Below are 20,446 nucleotides of genomic sequence, written 5' to 3'. Positions count from 1 at the left end.
TCTCAGTCGATCCTGGACACCGAGACCGCGCAGGCCTTGAACTCCGGCATTCGTGAGCGCGGGTCGAGCTCGGGGTTGGTCAGCGCATTGGCGCCCACCCAGTGGAACGGCACGAAGACGGTGTCCGGCCGGATGTTCTCGGTGATGCGCGCCCGGAACACCGCCGTGCCGCGGCGCGTGCGCAGCCGCACCAGTTCGTTCGCGCTGACGCCGACCCGGCGAGCGACGGTCGGATGCAGCTCCACGTAGGCGTCCGGCTCGATTGCCATCAGCGCGGGCACCCGCCGGGTCTGCGCACCCGACTGGTAATGCTGGAGCGACCGGCCCGTGGTCAGCCGGTAGGGGAACTCGTGGTCGGGCACCTCCCGCGGCTCCTTGTGCTCGACCGGATGGAAGCGGGCCCGGCCGTCCGGTGTCGCGAACCGCTCAGTGAACAGCCGGGGCGTCCCCGGATGGTCCTCCGCCGGGCACGGCCAGAAGACGCCCTGTTCGGCGTCGATGCGCTCGTAGGTGATGCCGGCGTAGTCCGCGGGACCTCCGGCACTGGCCCGGCGCAGCTCGTCGAAGACCGTGCGTGGATCGTCGGCGAAGTACCGGCCACGGCCGAGCCGGTCGGCGAGGGCACGCAGTATCTCCAGATCGGTCCACACTCCGTCCGGCGGCGGCAACGCGCGCCGCCGCCGCAGCACCCGGCCCTCGAAGTTGGTGACGGTGCCGTCCTCCTCGGCCCACTGCGCGGTCGGCAGCACCACGTCGGCGCGCGCCGCGGTCTCGGACAGGAAGAAGTCGGACACGACGAGAAAGTCCAGTGCCCCCAGGCGCTTCCCGACGTGGTCGCTGCGCGGTGCGGACACGGCGATGTTGGACGCCATGACCAGCAGCACCCGCACGTCGACGCCGAGCCGGTCGAGCATCTCGTACGCCGAGCGACCCGGCCCTGGCAGTTCGCCGGGGTCGACACCCCACACCGCGGCGACGTGGGCACGCGCGGCCGGGTCGTCGAGCCCGCGGTACCCAGGCAGTTGGTCGGCCTTCTGCCCGTGCTCACGCCCGCCCTGGCCGTTGCCCTGACCGGTGACCGTGGCGTACCCGGAGTGCGGACGCCCCGGCAGACCGAGGGCCAGTGCGAGGTTGACGAACGCGAGCACGGTGTCGGTGCCGTTGCTGTGCTGCTCGGCGCCGCGGGCGGTCAGCACCATCGCCGAGGACGCCTCACCCAGCAGCCGCACCGCTTCCCGCATCGCGGCGGTCGGCACCCCGGTGATGCGCTCCACCCGGTCCGGCCAGTACGCCCGCACCGTCCTGCGCACCGCCTCGAAACCGGCGGTGCGCGTCGCGACGTACTCCTCGTCGACGAGGCCTTCGCGGACGGCCAGGTGCAGCAGCCCGTTGGCCAGCGCGAGATCGGTGCCGGGCACCGGTTGCAGGTGCAGTGCGGAACCGAGGGCCGTCGGGGTGGCACGCGGATCGACGACGATGTGGCGGGCACCGGCCGCGCGCCCCTCGTCGAACCACTGCATGACCGGTGGCATGGTCTCGGCCGGGTTGCTCCCCACGAGCATGATCACATCGGCCTTGGCGATGTCCTGCACCGGGAACGGCATGCCGCGATCGATCCCGAACGCCTTGTTGGCGGCCGCGGCCGCCGACGACATGCAGAACCGCCCGTTGTAGTCGATCGACGCCGACCGCAACGCCACCCTGGCGAACTTGCCGAGCTGGTAGGCCTTCTCGTTGGTCAGACCCCCGCCACCGAAGCACCCCACGCTGTCCGGGCCGTACCTCAGCTGACTGCGCCGCACCGCGACCACGATGCGGTCCAGCGCGTCGTCCCAGGACGTCGGCCGCAGAGGGGCATCCCGGTGCGACCGCACCAGTGGCACCAGGATCCGTTCGGGGTGGTCGAGCAGTTCCGCGGCGCGCCAGCCTTTCCCGCACAACCCGCCCCGGTTCGTGGGGAAGTCCTCCCAGGGGGTGAGCACCGCAGGACGGTTTCCGGCCACCACACGGATCCCGCACTGAAACGAGCAGTACGGGCAGTGCGTGGCGGTAGGAACCGGCCGACCCATACGGACAGCGTCCGTGGCCCACGTTTCTGAACCGTTGTAGCCACGTTACGGGTCGTTGAGGAGCCGGAGTTCGAGTTGTCCCCGAAGTCGCTGCCCTGCGCGGCAACGCCGTAGCAGCCGGAGGCGTCGGCGAACGCACCGTGCACGAGCACCACCGTGGGCTTCTGCCTGCTTCCGGGCTGGGGATGTGCCTGCACGGCCGGAGTCCCGACAGCTGCGCCGGCCGCGACCGCGGCGGATCCGACCCGCCGGCTTTGGCACACGGATTCCTCAGCGATTCCGTCGTTGTCAAGTGTGCCATTGTTTGTGCTGGTGACGATCCTTTGTGGACTCAACTGGCGGTATGAGGGTCAGGGTTCGCGCTTCTTCGGCGTGACCGGTGTGCTGGTCACTGGAATGGGTGATCGTCGTGCCCCTCTCACCAACGGTGTGAGGGGCATGGCTTTTGTTACGCGGCAAGCGGTCTGGACATGTGGGGTTCGGTTGGCCGTGAGGCTGTCGGGTATGCCGTCGGCAGTTTGATCGCAGGCCGGTATAGCTAGGCTGAGGCTGCACTTGGTTCGTGATTGCTCGAAGCACTCGATGCTTCGGCGTCTCGGCCGTAACCGGAGGTCGAGTCGGCTACCTTGTGTCGTGGTCGGGCTGCGGTGGGTCACCGCGTGGAGGGGTTGTGGGCGCTGATCCAAGTCGGATCCGGACGCGGGCCGATCTGGTTCGTGAGCTGGAGTTGTTGCGCGGCAACGCGGCGCGGGGCAGTGGGCGGACCAGGGTGTCGCTGGCCGAGCTGGCCAAGAGGATCGACGTGCCGCGCTCGACCGTCCACACCTATCTGACCGGGCAGACTCTGTTGCCCGCTGAGGTGCTCGACCGGATCGTCATCGCGTTGGACGGCGGGCCAGAGGATCACGCGCGGTGGGCCGACGCCTGGGACCGTGTTGCGGCGCACGAGCACACCTTCAAGCAGGCAGCGGTCGTGGTGGTGCCCCGGCAGTTGCCGGCGGACGTCACGTCGTTCACCGGGCGCGCGGCCGAACTCGAGGAGCTCGACCGGTTGCTGGGCCATCCGAACCGGACCGTGGTGCTGTCGGCCATCGCGGGCACGCCCGGTGTCGGGAAGACCGCGCTGGCAGTGCACTGGGGCCATCGGGTCGCGCAGCGGTTCCCGGACGGGCAGCTCTACCTGAACCTGCGTGGATACGACCCCGGTGCGCCGGTGTCCGCAGCCGATGCGGCGTTGACGCTGCTGCACGCGTTGGGAATCAAGGAGGTTCCGCACGGGCTGGACGAACGCGTTGGTTCGCTGCGGTCGGCGTTGGCCGGCAAACGGATGCTGGTGGTGTTCGACAACGCGGGCAGCGCCGAACAGGTGCGGCCCCTGCTGCCGGCCACGCCGTCCTGCTTCACCGTGGTGACCAGCCGCGACACGTTGACCGGGCTGTCGGTCATCGAAGGTGCGCACCGGCTGGACCTCGACGTGCTGACGACGGACGAGGCACTGCTGCTGCTCAAGAGCCTGCTCGGCCAACGTGTCGACTACGAGCGCGAGGCAGCGGCCGAACTCGCCGAGCTGTGCGCCCGGTTGCCGCTCGCGATCAGGATCGTGGCCGAACTCGCACGCCTGGAGCCGCTCAAGGACGTCGTCGGACACCTCGAAGCCGAGCGACTCGATCTTCTCGACAGCAGTGGTGATCCGCGGAGCATGGTGCGGGCGGTGTTCTCGTGGTCCTACCGGCGACTCAGCCCGGAAGCGGCCGAGCTCTTCCGGTTGCTCGGATGTCATCCGGGCCGCGACTTCGACGTGCCCGCCGCCGCGGCGCTCATCGGCGGCGACCTGGCCGACGCCGCACTGCGGATCGGTTTGCTGGTCAGAGCGAATCTCGTGCAGGGCAACGGCCGGTACGAGATGCACGACCTGCTGCGCGAATACAGCCGTGAGCTCGTCACATCACAGCCGGAAGCCGTCACCGGTCCCGCCAAGGTGAGGCTGATCGACCACTACGTCGAGACTCTGACCGCGGCCTTCACGCAGGTCTATCCGCAGTTCCACAGAGGCGGACAAGTGGATCTGGCGTGGCTCGCCGACCCACGTGCGTGGTTGACCGCGGAGGCGGACAACGTGGTCGAGGTCGTGCAACTCGCCGTCGACGTCGGGCTCGGCGCGACGGCACGTCGGCTCGCCGAGATTGCCAAGCGGCACCTGGAGACGACTTCTCGCACCGCGCAGGCGATGCGCATGCAACGCACGGCATTGAGTTCGGCCCAGGCCGACGGTGACCTGGTCGGTGAGGCGGAAGCCCTGCGGGGCCTCGGTGTGGCCGCCGAGGCGATGGGTGCCCAGCTCGACGCGCTCGGCTGGTTGCGGCGCAGCGCGGACATCTGGCGGGTGGTGGGTGACCCAGAGCGTCAGTCGGCGGTCTTGAACAGCATCGGGATCACGCTCGGTGAGCTGGGCCGGTTCGACGAGGCGGTTGAGACACTGGAGAAGTCCATCGCGTTGTCCGAGGAAGCAGGCAACAAGCACAACGTCGCGATCAACCGGATGAACCTCGGCACCACGCTGGAACAGCGCGGCGAGCTCGACAGATCGCTCGCCAACCACCGCGAGGCGCTGCGCACGTTCCAGATGCTCGGCGACGATCTCGGCGTGGCGCACGCGTCGACCAACGTCGCCAACGTGCTCAACCAGCTGGGCGAGCACAGCGAGGCGGTGTCGCTGCTCGAAGAGGCACTGACCGGCTACCGCGAGCTGGACAGCCGCGTCGGTGAGACGTTCGTGGTCAAGTTCCTCGGCTCGGTGCACGCGGCAAAGGGCGAGCACCACCTGGCGATCGACCGCTACGAGGAGGCGTTGGTCATCGCCACGGAGGTCGGCGACCTGAATCTGCAAGCCGAGTTGCTCAACCACCTCGGCTTCGCCCGGTGTCGGACCGGTGACCAGGTCGCCGCCAGGCAGGCGCATCACGACGCGCTTGCGCTCGCCTGCGAACACGGGTACCGGCTGGAGGAGGCCAGAGCACAGGAAGGGCTCGGCGGAGTCGCACGAGCCACCGGTGCGATCGAGAGCGCCAAACGGCACTGGCGGAAGGCGCTCGAACGGTACGAGGCCATGGGCGTCGCGCATGCGGAACGGCTGCGCACCGCTCTTGCGGAACTCTGACTGTCCAGGTTCGTCCAGCCATGTCCAGGATCGCGCGTTCGGCAGGGTGGCCGCTGCTGAAGTAGTGGCCACACATTCGAACAAGGAATGGCGAGAGGGAAACACAGATGGCTCGGATTCGGCTGAGGGGAAATGCCGAGACCTTCAAAGGTCGCTTGGTGAAAGTGACGGCGGCCGCCATGACCGCCTTTGCCGCGGCAGGGCTGCTCCTGCCGGCACAGGCTCAAGCGGCCGGCACGCCGTGGGCGGTCACCGCCTACAACGGGTCCACGCCGATCGCCAAGGCTTATGGCGACTTCGCCAACAACGGCGGGGTGTACGCGACGGCGGGCATCAACATGGTCGACATGTCCAACAACGGCAACCCTGTCTACGTGGAAGTCCAGTTCCAGTTCTGGACGCGCCCGTTCATCGGCGCCCCCGAAATGTGGTTGGACGTGAGCAAGCAGCAGACCGGTCGTACCTCACGCATGAAGTACGTGCCCGCGAACCTGTCTACTCGGCTGAAGCCCAGTTCCAGCAAGGCGCGCGCGCTGATCAAGGTGTGCGAGGACCGGAACAACGCCGCGGACAAGTGCTCCGCTCAGGCGTTCGCAGCTTTCGAGTACTGAGGTGGAGGTGGGGCAGCACACCGCTCCGTCATGGCGGGTGCTGCCCCGGCCACCATCGTGTCGATCCGCCCCGCCACCGCGGCCAGCCGCCGCGCACCGGGTAGCGCAATCCCAGACGAACTTCACACAGAAACTTCCTGTTCCACAGGTGACTTTCGCGCTGGACTTGATGTCGGCTGTTGGGGTCGACGGGCTCGATCTCTCCGCCGCTCGTTCCCGGAATTGAGGCTGCTCAGCGCAGAACAGCCGCCAGCAGGTCGGTCCCCAGCGCCGTCAGGTCGGACAGATTGACGGTGTAGCGGACGTAGCGGCCCTGCCGCTGGGTCGTGAGCAGGCCCGCGCGGCGCAGGACAGCGAGGTGGCGGGACACCTCCGGGGGCGTGAGTTCCCAGGCGTGGGCCAGCTCGCCGGTGGTGTGCGGGCCGCGGGCCAGGGTGCGCAGCAGGCGTAGCCGTACCGGATGCGCGAGTGCCTCCAGCCGTAGCGTGACCGTTTCCAGTGACACCGGCTCCGCCGAACTCGCCTCGGCCACGGGGTATTGCACCACCGGGTGCCACCCCGATGCGTGGACCGCCACCAAATGCGGGCGGCCGAAGACGCTGGGGAGGAACGTGACTCCGGAGTCGTGGGCGGCGGTCGCGTTGTCCTGCAGCTTGTCCACGACGATGCGGTTGCCGTCCGGCGTCAGGGTGACGGCGCTGGAGACCGACGCGAGTGCCGCCCCGACGCCCTGGCGCTTGAGCAGGTCGTTCTTCAGGCGCAGGTCGGCGGTGAGTTGCCCGGCGACACTCGTCCAGGCGGCGTCGAAGAAGGCCTCGGCGCACTGTTCGAGCGTGTGACGCACCCGTGCCCGGACAGCCGCGGGGTCCGCGAGCAACCGTTCCGCGAACGCCTCTTGGCGCGCGCCGCGGGCCTGGGCGAGGTCCAGGGCCCGCTCGCGCGCCGTCGCGTCCGCGAGCGGTGACGGCGCGGCGAAGTGGACTCGGTTGCTGCCGCACGTGGTGATGAGCGCGGCGGTCACATAGGTTTCATCGTCGATCCGGTCCACGTCGTCCAACTCCTCGGCGAGGCTCGGCCGGGGACGAGCGGGGACGAGGAAGTCGGCTCGTGAGGAACGCCAGAGGAACTCCGCCTCCGTGAGCCTCTCGGCCAGCGCAGGCGTCAGCCCGGCCCAGACGTCGCCGGCCCAGCAGGCGAGCTGCGGGTGATGCCCGGGTTCGGCCAGCACGTGCAGCATCGCGGTCAGCTCGGCCAGCGGTGAAGCGGCGAACCGCAGTCGCTCGGCCGGCAGGCCGGTGATGTCGATCCTCAGCGCCATCCCCTGATCATCGCTGGTCGGATGGCCGATGACGCGCCGGTTGACGGTGTTCGTCAATCGACGTGGCCGGCGCGGCGGCCGCGCGCACCGTTGACGCATGGCAACCATCACCAAGATCCAGCCCCGCGCGCTCGTCAGGGCTTCCGGCGGTCCCCGCTATGCCGTCGCACTGGCCGTGGACGCACTCGGCACCGGTTTGCTGCGGCCCTTTCTGCTGCTCTACGGGGTGATGGTGCTGAGGCTGTCCGCGCCGGTGACCGGCGTCGCCATGACAGCCGGGATCGTCGCGGGTCTGGTGTGCATGCCCGCCGTGGGCCGATGGCTGGACAGGGGCGCACGCAGCACGGTCGTGGCAGCGTCGATGCTGGTGCGGGTGCTGGGCGTGGCGCTGCTGCTGGCCACGCCGACCGGGCACGTCTGGCTGTTCGCGGCAGCGGCGCTCTTCCTCGGCATCGGCAACCAGGCGTGGCCGGCCGCCCACGCCGCTCTCGTGGCCACGGTGGCCCACGGCCGCGAACGCGACGCCGCACTCGCCGCAGGCCGCGCCCTGCGCAACGCCGGCCTCGGCGTGGGCGCGCTCCTCGCCACCGCGTTCCTGGCGGGCGGCAGCACCGCATTGCAGGCGTTGGCAGCCATCACCGGCCTCGCCTATCTCGCTGCGGCCGCCTTGGCGTGGTCGGTACGCCTCCGTGCCCATCCGGCCGCTACCCCGGCCGAGGCCGGGGACGACCAGCCCGCACCCCGGATGCGCGCACTACTGGCCGCCAACGTGATCTACGTCTTCTGCCTCAACGTCCCCGAAATCGCGCTCCCTCTGGTCCTGGTGACCCAGTTGCACGCATCCCCGGTGTGGTCGGCAGCCATCTTCGTGGCCAACACGGTGCTGGTGGTCACCCTGCAGGTGCCGGTCACCGTCCTGCTGTCCCGCTTCTCCCGGCGGACCGTCCTGGCTCTCGCCGGCGTGGTACTCGCCGCGTCCTACCTCGGCTTCCTCGCGGCCACCTCGCTGGGGCACGGCTGGGGTGCCGCCGCCGTCGCCGCGGTGTCCGTGGTCTGCACCCTCGGCGAGATCATCTATGCCGGCAGCGCCACCGCACTCGTCACCGCCCTCGCCCCGGCCCACGTCCTGGGACGCGCCCTCGCCCGCTTCCAGCTCTCCACGGGCTTCGGCCTCGCCGTCTCCCCGGCGGTCATCACCGCTCTCGCCTCCCGCGGCCCGGCCACCCTCTGGGGCAGCCTCGCCGCCGCGACGCTTCTCTCCGCCTCCGCCGTCGCCACCGAGAAGGACCAAGCGCCGCGGCGGGCTCTTGGAGCGCTTCGTCGTTGACCGCTCAGCGGATGAACTTCGCCGGCTTGGTGGCGAGGTTGAGCAGGTGCTCCAGCGGCCCCCTGCGGAAGAAGCGGGACCAGATCCAGGCGAACGCCATGGCGCCGAGCACGAACACGATCACCGGCAGCCAGGACGCCTGGGACTCGGAGCCTGCGGTCACGGTGGCCTCTGAGGAGCCGGAGGGCCCGGACATCTGGGACGACAGCACGAAGTGGCCGACGTAGGCGGTCAGGGACATGGTGCCCACGGCGATCATCGGTGCGGCCAGGCGGCGCAGCACTGGCAGGCGGTCGAGGGCCGCCATCGCGCCCACGATCACGGTGATCGCGACTCCGACGCAGCCGATGATGTCGAACGGCATTCCGCTGTGTGGCCCTGACGTCAGCAACGACCAGGCTGATCCGATGGCGTTGGGCGGCATCATGTCGCCGACGGAGCCGATGTCCTTCGGGCCTGAGCCGGGGCCTGCGGCGCTCTGCATCTCTGCGGCTTCGCGGACGCCGTCGATCAGCTGGGACAACAGCCAGGAGGTGCCGTAGGCGAACACGGCCAGGACGGGGCCGAACACGGCCAGCTTGCGCCGCACGGTGCTGGAGGACAGGTCCAGCCTGCCCAAGGCCATGCCGGAGACGACGAACGCCATCCAGGGGATCGCCGGGTAGAAGCCGGTGAGCAGGAGATCCAGGACGCCGATGCCGCCGATGTGGTCGAGGGGGTCGTAGGCCTTGAGGGCAGCGCTGACGTCCTCGGTGAGCAGCGACCTGAGGGTGAAGGCCAGCAGCGGCATGCCGACGGCGAGGCCCGCCGCGGTGATCGCGAGAGCCTTGGCGCTCAGGCGCACCAGTGGCAGGGCCAGCAGGAAGTAGAGGCCGTAGAAGGCGAGGATCACCACGCCGCCGTAGGCCATCGCCATCACGGTGCCCAGCGCCAGGAGGATCACGGCCCGGATTGCGATGCGGGCCTTGGCCTGTCGGCCTGCCAGGCCGGTCTTCGGTTCCAGGCGGCCGGCGATCAGCATCAGGGAGAACCCGGCGAGGGTCGCGAACAGGGCCGATGAACGGCCTTCCGCCACGTGGTGCACCCAGGCGCCGACGCCCTCCGCGTTGGTCGCGGAGGGGCCGAGGTGCACGACGTACATGCCGAACACGGCCAGCGCGCGGGCCAGGTCAACTCCGACCAGGCGCCCCATCGAAGGCGTCTGGGACTCGTCCGTCGAGGTTTCCTGCGCAGCTGAGGTGTCCTGCGGTGGTGGCTGCGTTGTCATGCTGACACTGTCGCGGTGGCGGCAGATGACGGGCCATCCGTCAGGTCGCTGGACAGACCCCGCCGACTGGCCGGAGCCGACCGGGTCTGTCCACTGTGGCTGGTCAGGAGCGACTGATCATCTTAGTGGCCAGGCGGAAGGCTTGGCGCGGGCTGACGTGGGGCAGGTAGGCGCGGCTGACCGCGTTCGCGATGCGGGGCAGTGCGGCCGCGTCCGGGTAGGCCATGTACATCGGCCGGTAGGTCGGCTGGAACTTCGCCTTGAACGCGAACAGCGAGCGGAAACCGTAGACCGGTTCCATCACCTGGCCGGTGACGTCCAGCACCCGCTGCAGCAGCCGGGGGCGTTCACCGCGGTCCAACCGGGCCAGTGGTGCGCCGGACAGGCTCAGGAAACGGGCGCCCTCGTTCTTCAGCTCGAGTGCGGCCGAGGCGATCAGGAACTCCATCGTGCCGCGGAAACCGTTGGCGCGGCGGCGCATGAAGTCGAGCGTGTAGCCGACTACCTCGCCGTCGGCGTAGACCGGTAGCCAGCTCGTGATGCCGTGCACGGTGCGGTCGGTGTCGATGGCGAGCAGGCACCGCACGCCCTCGCCGCTCAGCTCCTCCAGGCCGCCGAGGGTGAAGCCCATCTCGGGCAGACCCTTGTCCGCCACCCATTCCGTGGAGATCGAGCGAATCTGGTCGGTGATGGCGAACGGCGCCTCGGTGTAGGTGCACCACTCGGCGGTGATGCCTTCCTTGGCCGCCTTGTTCAGGGCGGTGCGCACGTCCTGCCACTTCTTGCCGGTGAAGGCCAGCGTGTCGAGCTCGATCACGGTGTCCTCGGCGACCTGCACCGCCGGCCAGTCCAGCGCGGCGACCTCGTGCCGGGTTTCGGCGCTGATGCTGTAAAGGCATGGTGTCCAGCCGTTTTGCTGGCAGAACTCGGCGAAGCCGCGGACCGCGTCGATCCGTGCCGGTCCGATCGGGTCACCGACGGTCAGCGCGATCGTGGCGACCACCCGGTACGCGATCACCGTCTCGCCGTCCGGGGTGAACCAGTACTCGTTGCCGCGCCACGTCGTCATGTACGCCAGCGACGAACCGCCGTGCCGGCGCATCAGTTCGCGGGCGCGGGCCGCCTCTTCCTCCGACGACGACGGCCACGCGCGCCACGAGGCCATCAGCAAGCCCGCCAGCACGATCAGCCAGAACACCACGCCGGTGTACTCGAACAGCAGCGTGCCGGCGAGCCCGTTCGCCTTGAACTGCAACGGCATCAGGCCGAGGTAGCCCGGCGGCAGGAACCGCGTCGGCAGGTCCGCGAGCAGCCCGACGAAACCCGGCTCCGGCGTGAACTGGTCGCGCACCAGGTAGCCGCCGAACACGTACAGCGCGGACAACACGCCGATGCTGCCCAGGGTGAACCGCCAGAACTTGCGGATCGCGTGCCGGGGGAGCCGCACGGTGAAGTACTTGCGGGTCAGCAGCAACACGATGGTGATGACGAGCGGTGCCACGATGGGCACGCTGTAGGAGAAGCCGACCTCCAGCTGACCGTTGTCCGGGAACCGGACGGCTTCCGCGACGTACCACCCGGTGACCGCCGCGTACACCGCGGTGGAACCCAGCGCCGCCCACCAGGCGAACCGCCGCCCGCGGCGCAGGCCCTCCGCGAGCACCAGCAGCAGCAACGCCGGCAGCAAGGACATCACCAGCGCGGGGAACCGTCCGTAGGACAGCTGGATCAGCATCGTTCGGCACTGTTCGACCGCGTCCGTGGCGCACGCGAGGTCCACGTCGTCCTGTGCGGGCTGGGCGACGGCCACGATCTCGGAGAACCACGACAGCGGGCCGTTCGGGGACGGCGACATCATCGCCACCACCGGTCCGAGCGCCGACGCCGCCACCAGAAGACCGACCAGAACCCGTTTCTCCGTCAGCGTTCCCGGCTCGCGGGTTTTGTCGCGGCGGAGGAAGAACGCGCCGATCAGCAGTCCGGCCACGCCGCCGGTCAGCCTCAGCAGGTCCTCCAGCCATCCGGAGTACAACGTGAGCACGAGCAGCGTGAGGGCTGTCATGAGCCGGACGCGGCGCCGCCACAGCACCGGCATCCGGAACGTCAGCGCCAGCGCGAGTCCCGCCCCACCGATCGACGGCCCGGCCGCGACCGCGCCCGTGAGCGACTCGAGCCAGGACCAGCCCAGGGCGCTGCCGAGCCGCACCACGCCGTAGCCGAGGAACACACCGATCACGTGGGAGGCGAGGAAGATCGCCGCGGTGCGGAGGGTGCCGAGCTTGCGTTCGGCCAGCGTTCCGAAGACGAGCAGCAGGGCGGTGGTCGCCACGTAGCCCGGGAGATCCATGGCCCACAGCGCGGAGGAGAGTACCGTCCACAACGGACTGTCGGTGCCGAAGCCGATGCGGGCGAGCACCTCGTCGTCCCGGCCGATCAGCGCGCCGACGGTCCAGAACGCGATGAGGAAGCCGCACGTGAGCGGGGCAGTCCGGAACAGCCGGCCGATCAGCCTCGTGATCCGGTCCATTTGTGTGCTCATGCCTCTCGTTTCCTGATGGTCATCTGCTCAAGCCTGTTCGGGTGGCGAGCCACGGCAACGTGTCGTAGAGGCCTGGTCGCCACACGTTCCAGTCGTGCGCTCCCGGCAGTTCCTTCCACTGCACGTCCATCCCGGCCCTGCGGCAGGCCTCGAACACCTCGGCGTTCGCCTGGCGGTAGAGCACGTCGTGCTGTCCCGCGACGATCACACCTGCGATTTGCGGAAACCGTTGGCGGGCCAGGATGTCCATGGGGTTGACGCGGGTGAACGCCGCTTCGTCGCCGCCGAACGCCGCCTTGATCGTCTCGGCGCGGGAGCTGAGCGAAGGCTCGCGTTGGCCGGTGAGGTAGATGAAGTTCCCGTACACGTCCGGAGCGCGCACCGCGAGTTGCACAGCGCATGTGCCACCTTGCGAGAAACCCGCGATGGTCCAGGCCTCGCGGCGCTCGTCGACCGTGAGCCGCTGTTTGATCCACGCGGGCACCTCGCGGGCGAGGTAGGTTTCCGACTGTCCCAGCTTCGAGTCCAGGCAGAGCGGGTTCGCCATCCGCGCACCGAGCTGGTCGGCCACGACCACGATCGGCGCGAGACCGTCGTGCTCACGCGCGAACTCGTCGAGCCGCTCGGTGAGCCTGCCCGCATCGAACCAGTCGCGCGGCGACCCCGGTTGTCCTGGAAGCAACACGACGACGGGCAACCGCGGGCGGGGTGTCGCGGCGTAGGCGGGCGGCAGGTAGATCCACGCCGGGCGCGCCTTGAACACCCCGGGGATGTCCGCCTCCGACACCGTGCCCTTCTCCGGCAGATCGACGGGCTTGCGCCACACGTCGGCGAGCCTGCTTCCGGCGGGCAGCACGCTGGAGGCAGGCTTCGCGGCCTCGTCCAGGTCGACCCGGTTGTTCGTGAACAGCTCAAGCACAGCACGCGACGTGGGGTAGAAACCGAAGTACGCGTTCGCCGCCGTCATCGCACTCGCCGCCACGACCAGCACCAGCACCACGCTCAGCGCCCGCGAGTACCACCGCCCGGCCCGCAGCCGCGCCACCGCAAGACACACCGCGAGCAGCGCCGCGCCCGCCCACACGGTGAGGATCACGGGAAGTGGTTCAGGCCAGGGCTTCCACACGTGGTCGACCACGAACTTCAGCGCGGCCACCGACACCACGGACGCCAGCACCACAGCCGGCACGACTCGGGTCCACCACGAACGGTTCTTCCGGATCGTCAAAGCGACCAGTGCCAGCACACCGGCAACGGTCGCCGCGACGGGGATCGGTCCGTTGATCACCGACAGATCCAGTGGGTTGAGCAAGGTCATCCCTCGTCGTCGCCGAAGAGCTCGTCGGCCACTCCGCTGAGTGCCAGGCCACCGAGCACGCCTCCGGCCGCACCGGCGGCGAGCATGCCCGGCCCGCGCCGCTGACCTTGCTGGTCGTGGTCATCGCGGCCGCGTTCGGCGACCTGGCAGAGCCAGCCGCTGACGGCCGCGACCCAGTCGGTGACGAGAGCCTCCTGATGGGAGAGCCGGAGGTGGCCGGTCGTGCCTCCGCCGCGGCGCCCGTCGGCCTGCAGGATCACGTGCAGCTCGTGCTGGTCGGCCACGAAGGCCAGCTCGACCTGGCTCACCCTGCCCGCGAACTGGGCGGGCGGGAGGAACTCGAGCTCCTGGCGTCCTGCCTCGACGCCGGTGCCGCGGAACGAGAACCCGAGCTGCCCGAACGCGTCGAGGACCTTGTTCTGCGAGGGCAGCGGATCGACGAGCACCGAGTCGAGATCGCTCGTGTCGGGCGCGCCCGCGACGATCAGCTCGGTGCGCACACCCACGATCGAACCGGGCAGGGCCGTGCCGTCGACCGCGGTGATCGGTGTCTCCCACGGCAGCGGGAGCTGGAACGGGATGGAGACCAGCTGACCCGCCGGCACCCGCAGCCCCTGCTGCACGACCAGCCGCAAGAACTCCGTGACGTCGTCGTGCTCGGCCTGGGTGACGAGGGACAGCACGACCTCGCTGATCTCGGTGTCGGAGCTGCCGCCCTCGATGCGAACCTGCCCGGTGATCGGCCGGCCCGGCACGGCGTGCGGCGAGTCCAGCACGGTGTCGACAGACGGGCCGCCGATGCCGAAGGCGCTCAGCATTCGATCGAACATGAGCGGGCCTCCTCTTTGGACGGACGCAACCAGGCTGGCGCGGCGTTGTGCACGCGTCGTTCAGGTGCTCACCGAGTACCGTGTCCTGAGTGTCGTGGGTTCTCCGCGTCGCTCCCAGCTGCCGGGCGTCCGGAACAACCCGCCATCCGGCTGGATTCCACCCCGCCGGTCGGCCAGACACCGTGTCTGCTTCTGCCGTGACGGAACGAGTCCTCTGTGGACGTGACCGGCCGCGGGCTTGGGCTGCATGGCGATCGCCGGAGCCTTGATCGGCGCTGGTGCCGGTGGTCTCGCACACATGGGGGCCGCGCGACTCATGGGTGAGCGCATCACGAACCGAAAAGTCATCAAGTCGACACTCGGCTCAATGGTTGGCGGTGCGACGAGCGATGCGCTCGCTGGAGTCGGACTGAAAGGGATCGGCGCAGCTGTCGGTGTCTACAAGTACAAGAAGGTGGTCCCGCGCTTGAGTGTGTCGCAGGCGAGACGCTACTACGCAGGACCAGTAAGGCTCTGCTGTTCACTCGGCGGATGTGGCATATTTAGACGATGAGTAATGGTGGCTGTTCCTGTCGTGTCGGCAGGAACAGCCACCGTTCGTGCCTGAAGACAGGAGGTTTCATGGCTGGATCTGCAAGAGGTGTCATGGGTTATGTTCGGATCTATGGGATCATCTTCGCGGGTACTCTGCTCGTTACTCTTCCTGTCGGGTTCGATCATCCGATCATCACGGTTCTCCTTGCCGGCGTGTTTGCAGGGCTTTCTCTCGCGGTCGGACTGCTCGTTGTGGCCGTTCGGCAATATTTCGACAGGCGGCGAGATCGCCGAAATTAGCGGAAGTGCCACCTGGTGCGGTCGTGCAGGTTCGGTGAGATAAAATCGCACGCAAGGAGGACGTGACCACCTCCTTTGTCATGGAGGTGTCAGCGTGCGAGTCGAGTGTTCTTTTCGTCTCCTTGAAGGTATCCAGGCTGGACTTGGCCGGCGCTGGCGACATGGCTCTGCCCCGATTACTCCGGGGAGGGTAACGTTCACTGGCACCTTCGGAGGTGTCCGCTTCCTCAAGCGGCGGCCGATCTCCATCGAAGTCGAGACGGTGGACAGCGATAGTCGAGGTGTAAGCGGCGCTGAAGCCGTGGCCGTCAATCCAACCTCTCGAATAGTGCGAGTTGCAACCCCAACCGGAGTGCTTGAGTGGGCACTGGACGCAGGTAATGAACAGGCCGCCGTTGAAATGTGGCGCACGGTGAACTCTGAGGGTGCGGCGAACTTTGGTCTCGTTGGGTAGTGGGCGCATGAGATCGCCGTGGCGGTATTTCTTGCTGCTGTTGTCGCTGGGGTTCGTTCTGGTTGGCGTTGTGACCATTACGAATGCGAGAACCGATGATGTCGGGGTCCTGATTTTTGGTCTCGTGGTCGGTGTATTTGCGACGGCATTGGGTGGGTACGGCGCGTGGCGCAGCGTGATTGCTGGCGTGAAGTATTCGCCGGATGGTATTGAAGTGTGCAATCTCGAACGCACCAGGCGCATTTCCTGGGACGATGTGGAAGTGATTGAGGTTCGATGCACTCATGGCGACATCCTTGTTTTCGTGAGACAGGCCGATATTGTCCTCGTGCTCAAGTCGGGCGAAGAGGACTGGCTTACCTCGCTGGCGGTTTACAACTTATCCTCTTCTGTTCCGAAGAGAACTCAGGCAAAGGCGGATGCTTTGCAGGCCGCGCTCGATCTGCATCGAAGAGAACACGTCAACTAGAGAGATCGGTATGTTTCGGCGTCTCGCGAAGCTTCCCCTTGCGGTCAGAGTCTTGTGTCCCGCGGTAGCGGTGGTGGCCGTCGCGGCACTCGTGGTGGTGTCCGCCACCGAGTCGCCGCAGGTTTCTCCTGTCGCTGAGTCGGGCGTGCAGCGGACGACGTCCGCCGAGTTGACGACCGTCAGTTCGGTTGCGGAGTCGAGCTCCAGCGCCGTCCCCACCACGACGACGGTCAGCAGCGCGGCCAAGTCCACCAGCTCTTCGGCGCCGAAGCCTGCCGCTGTGGTGGCGCCCGTGCCCACGGCGCGAAGTGCGGAGCCGCCGTGGTTCGCGAGCCGGGTGGCCGGTGCGACGCAGGTGATCTCGGTCGTGGGCGCGGGCGGTTCGAACGCCACGTTGTCGACGTGGCAGAAGTCCGGGAGCGACTGGACGCAGGTGGTAGGCGCGACCGCGGCGAAAGTCGGCTCGCCCGGTATTTCCAGCTCCTACGGGGAGTCGTCGTCCGCCACGCCGGCCGGGGTTTTCGCGATCACCGGTGCGTTCGGCAGGCAGGCCGATCCCGGTACCGGGGTGTCGTACTTCCAGCTCGACAGCTCGGACTGGTGGGTCAGTGACGTCAACAGTCCTGACTACAACACGCATCAGCGGTGTGCTCGTGGCACGTGCCCGTTCAACGAGAGCACGTCGGAGAACCTGCTCGAGCACGGCGCCGTGTACGACTACGCCCTGGTGATGGGCGTGAACTCGCAGCGCGTTCCCGGTGCGGGCAGCGCGTTCTTCGTGCACGTGACGAACGGTGCTGCGACCGCCGGTTGTGTGGCGATTCCGGCGAGCACGCTCGTCTCGATCATGCGGTGGGTTCGTCCGGGCACGGTGATCGCGCTGTCGCCGCGCTGAAACGGGAGATCACCGTGCCCGGACTGTCCACATCGGATCAGTGGTGCAGCGGGGCCCTGGGGCCGAGGTAGAGGCCGCCGTTGACGTCGAGGACCTGTCCGGTGACCCACCTGCTGTCCGGTGCAGCGAAGAACGCGACCGCGTCCGCGATGTCGGCAGGCTGGCCCGGCCTGCCGAGTGCGGTGATCCCCGAGACGCCCTCCTTCGCGCCCGGCAGCTCGTCCAGCCACGTGTTCATGTCGCTGCGGGTGATGCCGGGCGCGATCGTGTTCACGGTGATTCCGCGCTCTCCCAACGTGTTCGCGAGTGACCGGCCGAGTGCGTTCAGCGCGCCCTTCGTCATGGCGTAGACCGTCTCGGGGATCGCGAACCAGGTGACGCCGGACGAGATGTTGATGATCCGGCTGCCGTCCCGCATCAGCGGCAACGCCTTCTGGATGAGGAAGAACGGTGCGCGCACGTTCACCTGGAACACCCGGTCGAATTCTTCCTCGGTCGCGTCGATGCCGGGGCCGAACACCGCCGCGTTGTTGACCAGCACGTCCAGCCGCCGTCCGCCCAGGCCTTCGATCAGCTGGTCGACGCCGTCGTTCCGCGCCAGGTCGGCCTCCACCGCGAACGCCTGACCGCCGGCCGTCTCGATGGCGTTGACGGTCTCCAGGGCGGCGGCCTTGTTGGAGCCGTAGTGCACGGCCACGAGCGCGCCGTCGGCGGCGAGGCGTTCGGCGATGGCGCGGCCGATGCCCCGCGAAGCTCCGGTCACGAGCGCTGTCTTGTCAGTCATCGTCAGTCTCCCCAGAGTAGATGTAAGGGAACGTTCCCTTACAAGCGGGGTACGCTAGCGTGCGACACGGCAGCGAGCAAGAGGGGAGAACCACGATGCGCCGTACGGCGGCGGAGACCAGGGAGCTCGTCCTCGACGTCGCGACCCGCCTGTTCTACTGGCAGGGCATCCGCGCGACGGGCGTGGACAAGATCGCGGCGGAGGCCGGTGTCTCGACCAACGTGCTGTACCGCGCGTTCGCGACGAAGGACGACCTGGTCGCCGCTTACGTCGCCAGGTCGGTGGAGCAGGCGCAGGCACGCTTCGACGCCGCCGTCGCCGCGGCGGGCGAAGATGCGCGTGCGGGCATCCTCGCCATGTTCGACGCGCTCGCCGAGGACATCCGTCCCGAGGTGTTCCGGGGGTGCGCGTGCATGATGACGCTCGCCGAGTTCCCCGACGAGACGTTGCCGGCCCACCGCGGGGCGGTCGGTGCGAAGACGTGGGTGCGCGCCAGGTTCGGCGAACTCGCGGAACGGTTGCGCGTCAAGGAACCCGAGGTGCTCGCCGACCAGCTGTCGATCATCTGGGAGGGCACGAACAGCACCGCGCAGGCCATGGGCGCGGACGGCCCGCCTGTCAGCACCCGCGCTCTGGTGACGGCGGTCCTGGACCACCACCAGCAGCTCTGACGGCTCACGGCACGGGCACGCACCCGGTGCCGTTGCGGAGCCGCAGCTCGGCGCGGACGGCGTCGAGGTACGCGCAGCCGTCGCGTTCGTTCGGTTCGATCACGCCGCCTTCGTGCCATTCGTTCCAGGCGTAGAGCAGCACGAGGTTGTCCACAGTGGATGGCCGGGTGGAGGCGTCGATGTCGGCCCTGACGTCACCGAGCAGCCTGGTGTAGGCGGCCGGAGACTGATCCTCGTACCACCTGAAGCTGTTGTGCAGCTTGCGCTTGGCCTCCTCGGGACTGTCCTCCGCTCGCACCGGGTCGGCGATGCTGATGCCGATGCGCGGGCGTTCGTCGAAGTCCGAGGTGGCGCACCGGATCAGGTTGTCCGGGATGGTCGCGAACCAACGGCGTTCCGCGGTCACGTAGTTCTCGTACGAGCCGGTGGCGTAGTCCCACCGGCCGGGGCAGTAGCTCCCGTTGAGGCCCAGTTCCGGCTTGGGGATTCCGTTGTCGGTGGTCAGCACGATCATGACTTCCTCGCCGAGCCTCGTGCGGGCCCGGTCCCTGATCGCGTCGGAGAACTGGCGGACCGCCTCGGCGTTGATCGTGTTGTCCGCGGGACCGCCGTCGGGTTTGCCGATGCCGCGCACGTCGCACAGCTCCAGCAGCGGGCGGCCGTCGTTGGCGCGCAGGATGTTCGGCTGGCTGAGGTAGTCGTTCACGAGGAGGTCGGCTGCCTGGCCGATCTGCCCCGAGGGCATGCGCAGCGTGCCACCCGCGCCGCCGTTCCACGGGTGGATGCACGGCAGCACCGTGAACTTCAGGTTGGCGCGGTTGCGTGCGGCGAGGAACGCGCGGAGGCCCGCGGCGTACTGCTCGGTGGCGGTGCCGGGGTTCCAGTACCAGTAGAAGGCGAAGTGGTCGAGGCCGGCGCCGGACGCCTGGGTGATCTGGCGTTCCAGCGTCTCCGGCTTCGAGTCGTCGTAGTAGCCGATCGAGGGCTTCAGGTGGGAGAAGTCCTCACCGGGCCAGTGGCCGACCGCCTTGGGGTGGCCGTCGTGGGCGTGCCGGACACCACCCCACCAGTCGTCCTTGGCTTCCGGGCCGTAGTACTGCTCGATGCGGTCCATCATGGCCCGGTTGCCGTCAGCGTCGAACGTGCCGAAGTAGATTGCCCCGGCTCGGATCCACCGCGGGTACACGTGGCCGAGCGGGCCGTCGATCTTGTCCCAGCCGAGCGCGCGCATCTGCTCCAGCCGTGAGGCGAGCACCGGGCGCCACGAGTTGGCGAGACCCTCCTTGCGCACGCGGTAGAGGATCTCCGTGCCCGGCTGCGGGGACGCGAAGGCATGCCCCACCACGCCTTCGTCGAGGAACGGCGGATTCGTCCCGGTGGTGAGCTGGTCGCGTTCGGCCGTCGACGCGGTGAGCAGATAGACGCTCTGACCCTGTTTGCGCAGCCGGAAGACCGGCTGGGAACCGGCGAAGGGCTGGCGGCGCAGGTAACCCACCCGTGCGTCGGTGCGCAGCCGCATGCCGTGCTGGCCGACCGCCGACTGCATCTCCGCCTGGGACAACGTCCAGAACGTGCCCCCCTCGCCCGCGGTCGAGAGTTCGAGCAGCGGCACCGGGTCGGTGACCTTGCTCTCCGCGCTCGTGGCGGCCGTGGCGGTCGGCTGACCGCTCGAGCTCATCGTGATGAGCGAGGCGGCCACGGCGACGGCCGCCAACAAGGAGACATGTACCCGCACGGCCCGGATTTTGCCGCAACCGGAGCCGGACGGTGGTCAACTGCGGCGGCGGAGGATCGGCTGTTCGGCCCTGTTGTCGCCCGGTGGACCGTGGCTAGCGTGCTGTTCTGCACGGGCTGCGCAGTGTCAGCGACAACTGGGGGTTCTGACACGCGCTCGCATGATCTG

Annotated in this window: 14 protein-coding genes; 6 read left to right on the top strand and 8 right to left on the bottom strand. The window is 68.5% G+C overall.

The window, feature by feature from the left end; all coding sequences use genetic code 11:
- Positions 1-2 precede the first annotated feature (2 nt).
- Entirely contained in the window at positions 3-2,069 is a 2,067-nt protein-coding gene (locus JOD27_RS23900; protein WP_204764471.1) for a molybdopterin oxidoreductase family protein, read from the bottom strand.
- Between the two features lie 670 nt (positions 2,070-2,739).
- On the opposite strand from JOD27_RS23900, the gene JOD27_RS23895 reads away from it, so the two are divergent.
- Both JOD27_RS23895 and JOD27_RS23890 read left to right on the top strand, forming a co-directional pair.
- A complete protein-coding gene (locus JOD27_RS23895) occupies positions 2,740-5,226 on the top strand; it encodes an ATP-binding protein (protein ID WP_204764470.1) in 2,487 nt (828 codons plus the stop codon).
- 158 nt (positions 5,227-5,384) lie between these two features.
- A complete protein-coding gene (locus tag JOD27_RS23890) occupies positions 5,385-5,837 on the top strand; it encodes a hypothetical protein (protein WP_204764469.1) in 453 nt (150 codons plus the stop codon).
- A gap of 232 nt (positions 5,838-6,069) precedes the next feature.
- Here JOD27_RS23890 and JOD27_RS23885 read toward each other — a convergent pair whose 3' ends face one another.
- On the bottom strand, positions 6,070-7,155 hold the full coding sequence (locus JOD27_RS23885) for a helix-turn-helix domain-containing protein (RefSeq protein WP_239568303.1): 1,086 nt from the start codon (positions 7,153-7,155) through the stop codon (positions 6,070-6,072).
- Positions 7,156-7,252: 97 nt separating this feature from the next.
- Between JOD27_RS23885 and JOD27_RS23880 the strand changes: the two genes are divergently transcribed.
- Complete coding sequence (locus JOD27_RS23880) at positions 7,253-8,482, top strand: MFS transporter (protein WP_204764468.1); 1,230 nt, start codon at positions 7,253-7,255, stop codon at positions 8,480-8,482.
- 4 nt (positions 8,483-8,486) lie between these two features.
- On the opposite strand, the gene JOD27_RS23875 is transcribed toward JOD27_RS23880, so the two are convergent.
- The 4 genes from JOD27_RS23875 to JOD27_RS23860 form a co-directional block, all read right to left on the bottom strand.
- Positions 8,487-9,749, bottom strand: a complete 1,263-nt coding sequence (locus tag JOD27_RS23875; RefSeq protein ID WP_204764467.1) for a DUF418 domain-containing protein — start codon at positions 9,747-9,749, stop codon at positions 8,487-8,489.
- A 103-nt stretch (positions 9,750-9,852) separates the two neighbouring features.
- Positions 9,853-12,288, bottom strand: a complete 2,436-nt coding sequence (locus JOD27_RS23870) for a rhomboid family intramembrane serine protease (RefSeq protein WP_204764466.1) — start codon at positions 12,286-12,288, stop codon at positions 9,853-9,855.
- Between the two features lie 19 nt (positions 12,289-12,307).
- Positions 12,308-13,606, bottom strand: a complete 1,299-nt coding sequence (locus JOD27_RS23865; protein ID WP_204764465.1) for an alpha/beta hydrolase — start codon at positions 13,604-13,606, stop codon at positions 12,308-12,310.
- The gene (locus JOD27_RS23860) at positions 13,603-14,436 is read right to left on the bottom strand and encodes a sporulation protein (RefSeq protein WP_204764464.1); all 834 of its coding nucleotides are present in this window, start codon (positions 14,434-14,436) and stop codon (positions 13,603-13,605) included. The genes JOD27_RS23865 and JOD27_RS23860 overlap by 4 nt, the downstream gene beginning before the upstream one ends.
- Positions 14,437-15,731: 1,295 nt before the next feature.
- On the opposite strand from JOD27_RS23860, the gene JOD27_RS23855 reads away from it, so the two are divergent.
- A complete protein-coding gene (locus JOD27_RS23855) occupies positions 15,732-16,193 on the top strand; it encodes a hypothetical protein (RefSeq protein ID WP_204764463.1) in 462 nt (153 codons plus the stop codon).
- Between the two features lie 52 nt (positions 16,194-16,245).
- Positions 16,246-17,088: a L,D-transpeptidase family protein gene (locus tag JOD27_RS23850; RefSeq protein WP_204764462.1), complete on the top strand. Its 843-nt coding sequence runs from the start codon at positions 16,246-16,248 to the stop codon at positions 17,086-17,088.
- Between the two features lie 37 nt (positions 17,089-17,125).
- Here the strand turns inward: JOD27_RS23850 and JOD27_RS23845 are convergent, their stop codons facing one another.
- Complete coding sequence (locus JOD27_RS23845; protein ID WP_204764461.1) at positions 17,126-17,872, bottom strand: SDR family NAD(P)-dependent oxidoreductase; 747 nt, start codon at positions 17,870-17,872, stop codon at positions 17,126-17,128.
- A gap of 95 nt (positions 17,873-17,967) precedes the next feature.
- Between JOD27_RS23845 and JOD27_RS23840 the strand changes: the two genes are divergently transcribed.
- On the top strand, positions 17,968-18,543 hold the full coding sequence (locus JOD27_RS23840; protein ID WP_204764460.1) for a TetR/AcrR family transcriptional regulator: 576 nt from the start codon (positions 17,968-17,970) through the stop codon (positions 18,541-18,543).
- Positions 18,544-18,547: 4 nt separating this feature from the next.
- Here the strand turns inward: JOD27_RS23840 and JOD27_RS46755 are convergent, their stop codons facing one another.
- The gene (locus JOD27_RS46755; RefSeq protein ID WP_204764459.1) at positions 18,548-20,278 is read right to left on the bottom strand and encodes a glycoside hydrolase family 99-like domain-containing protein; all 1,731 of its coding nucleotides are present in this window, start codon (positions 20,276-20,278) and stop codon (positions 18,548-18,550) included.
- Positions 20,279-20,446 lie beyond the last annotated feature (168 nt).

The sequence above is a fragment of the Lentzea nigeriaca genome, assembly GCF_016907955.1.
GTDB lineage: Bacteria > Actinomycetota > Actinomycetes > Mycobacteriales > Pseudonocardiaceae > Lentzea > Lentzea nigeriaca.
This window is presented reverse-complemented; position numbering and strand designations above follow the sequence as displayed.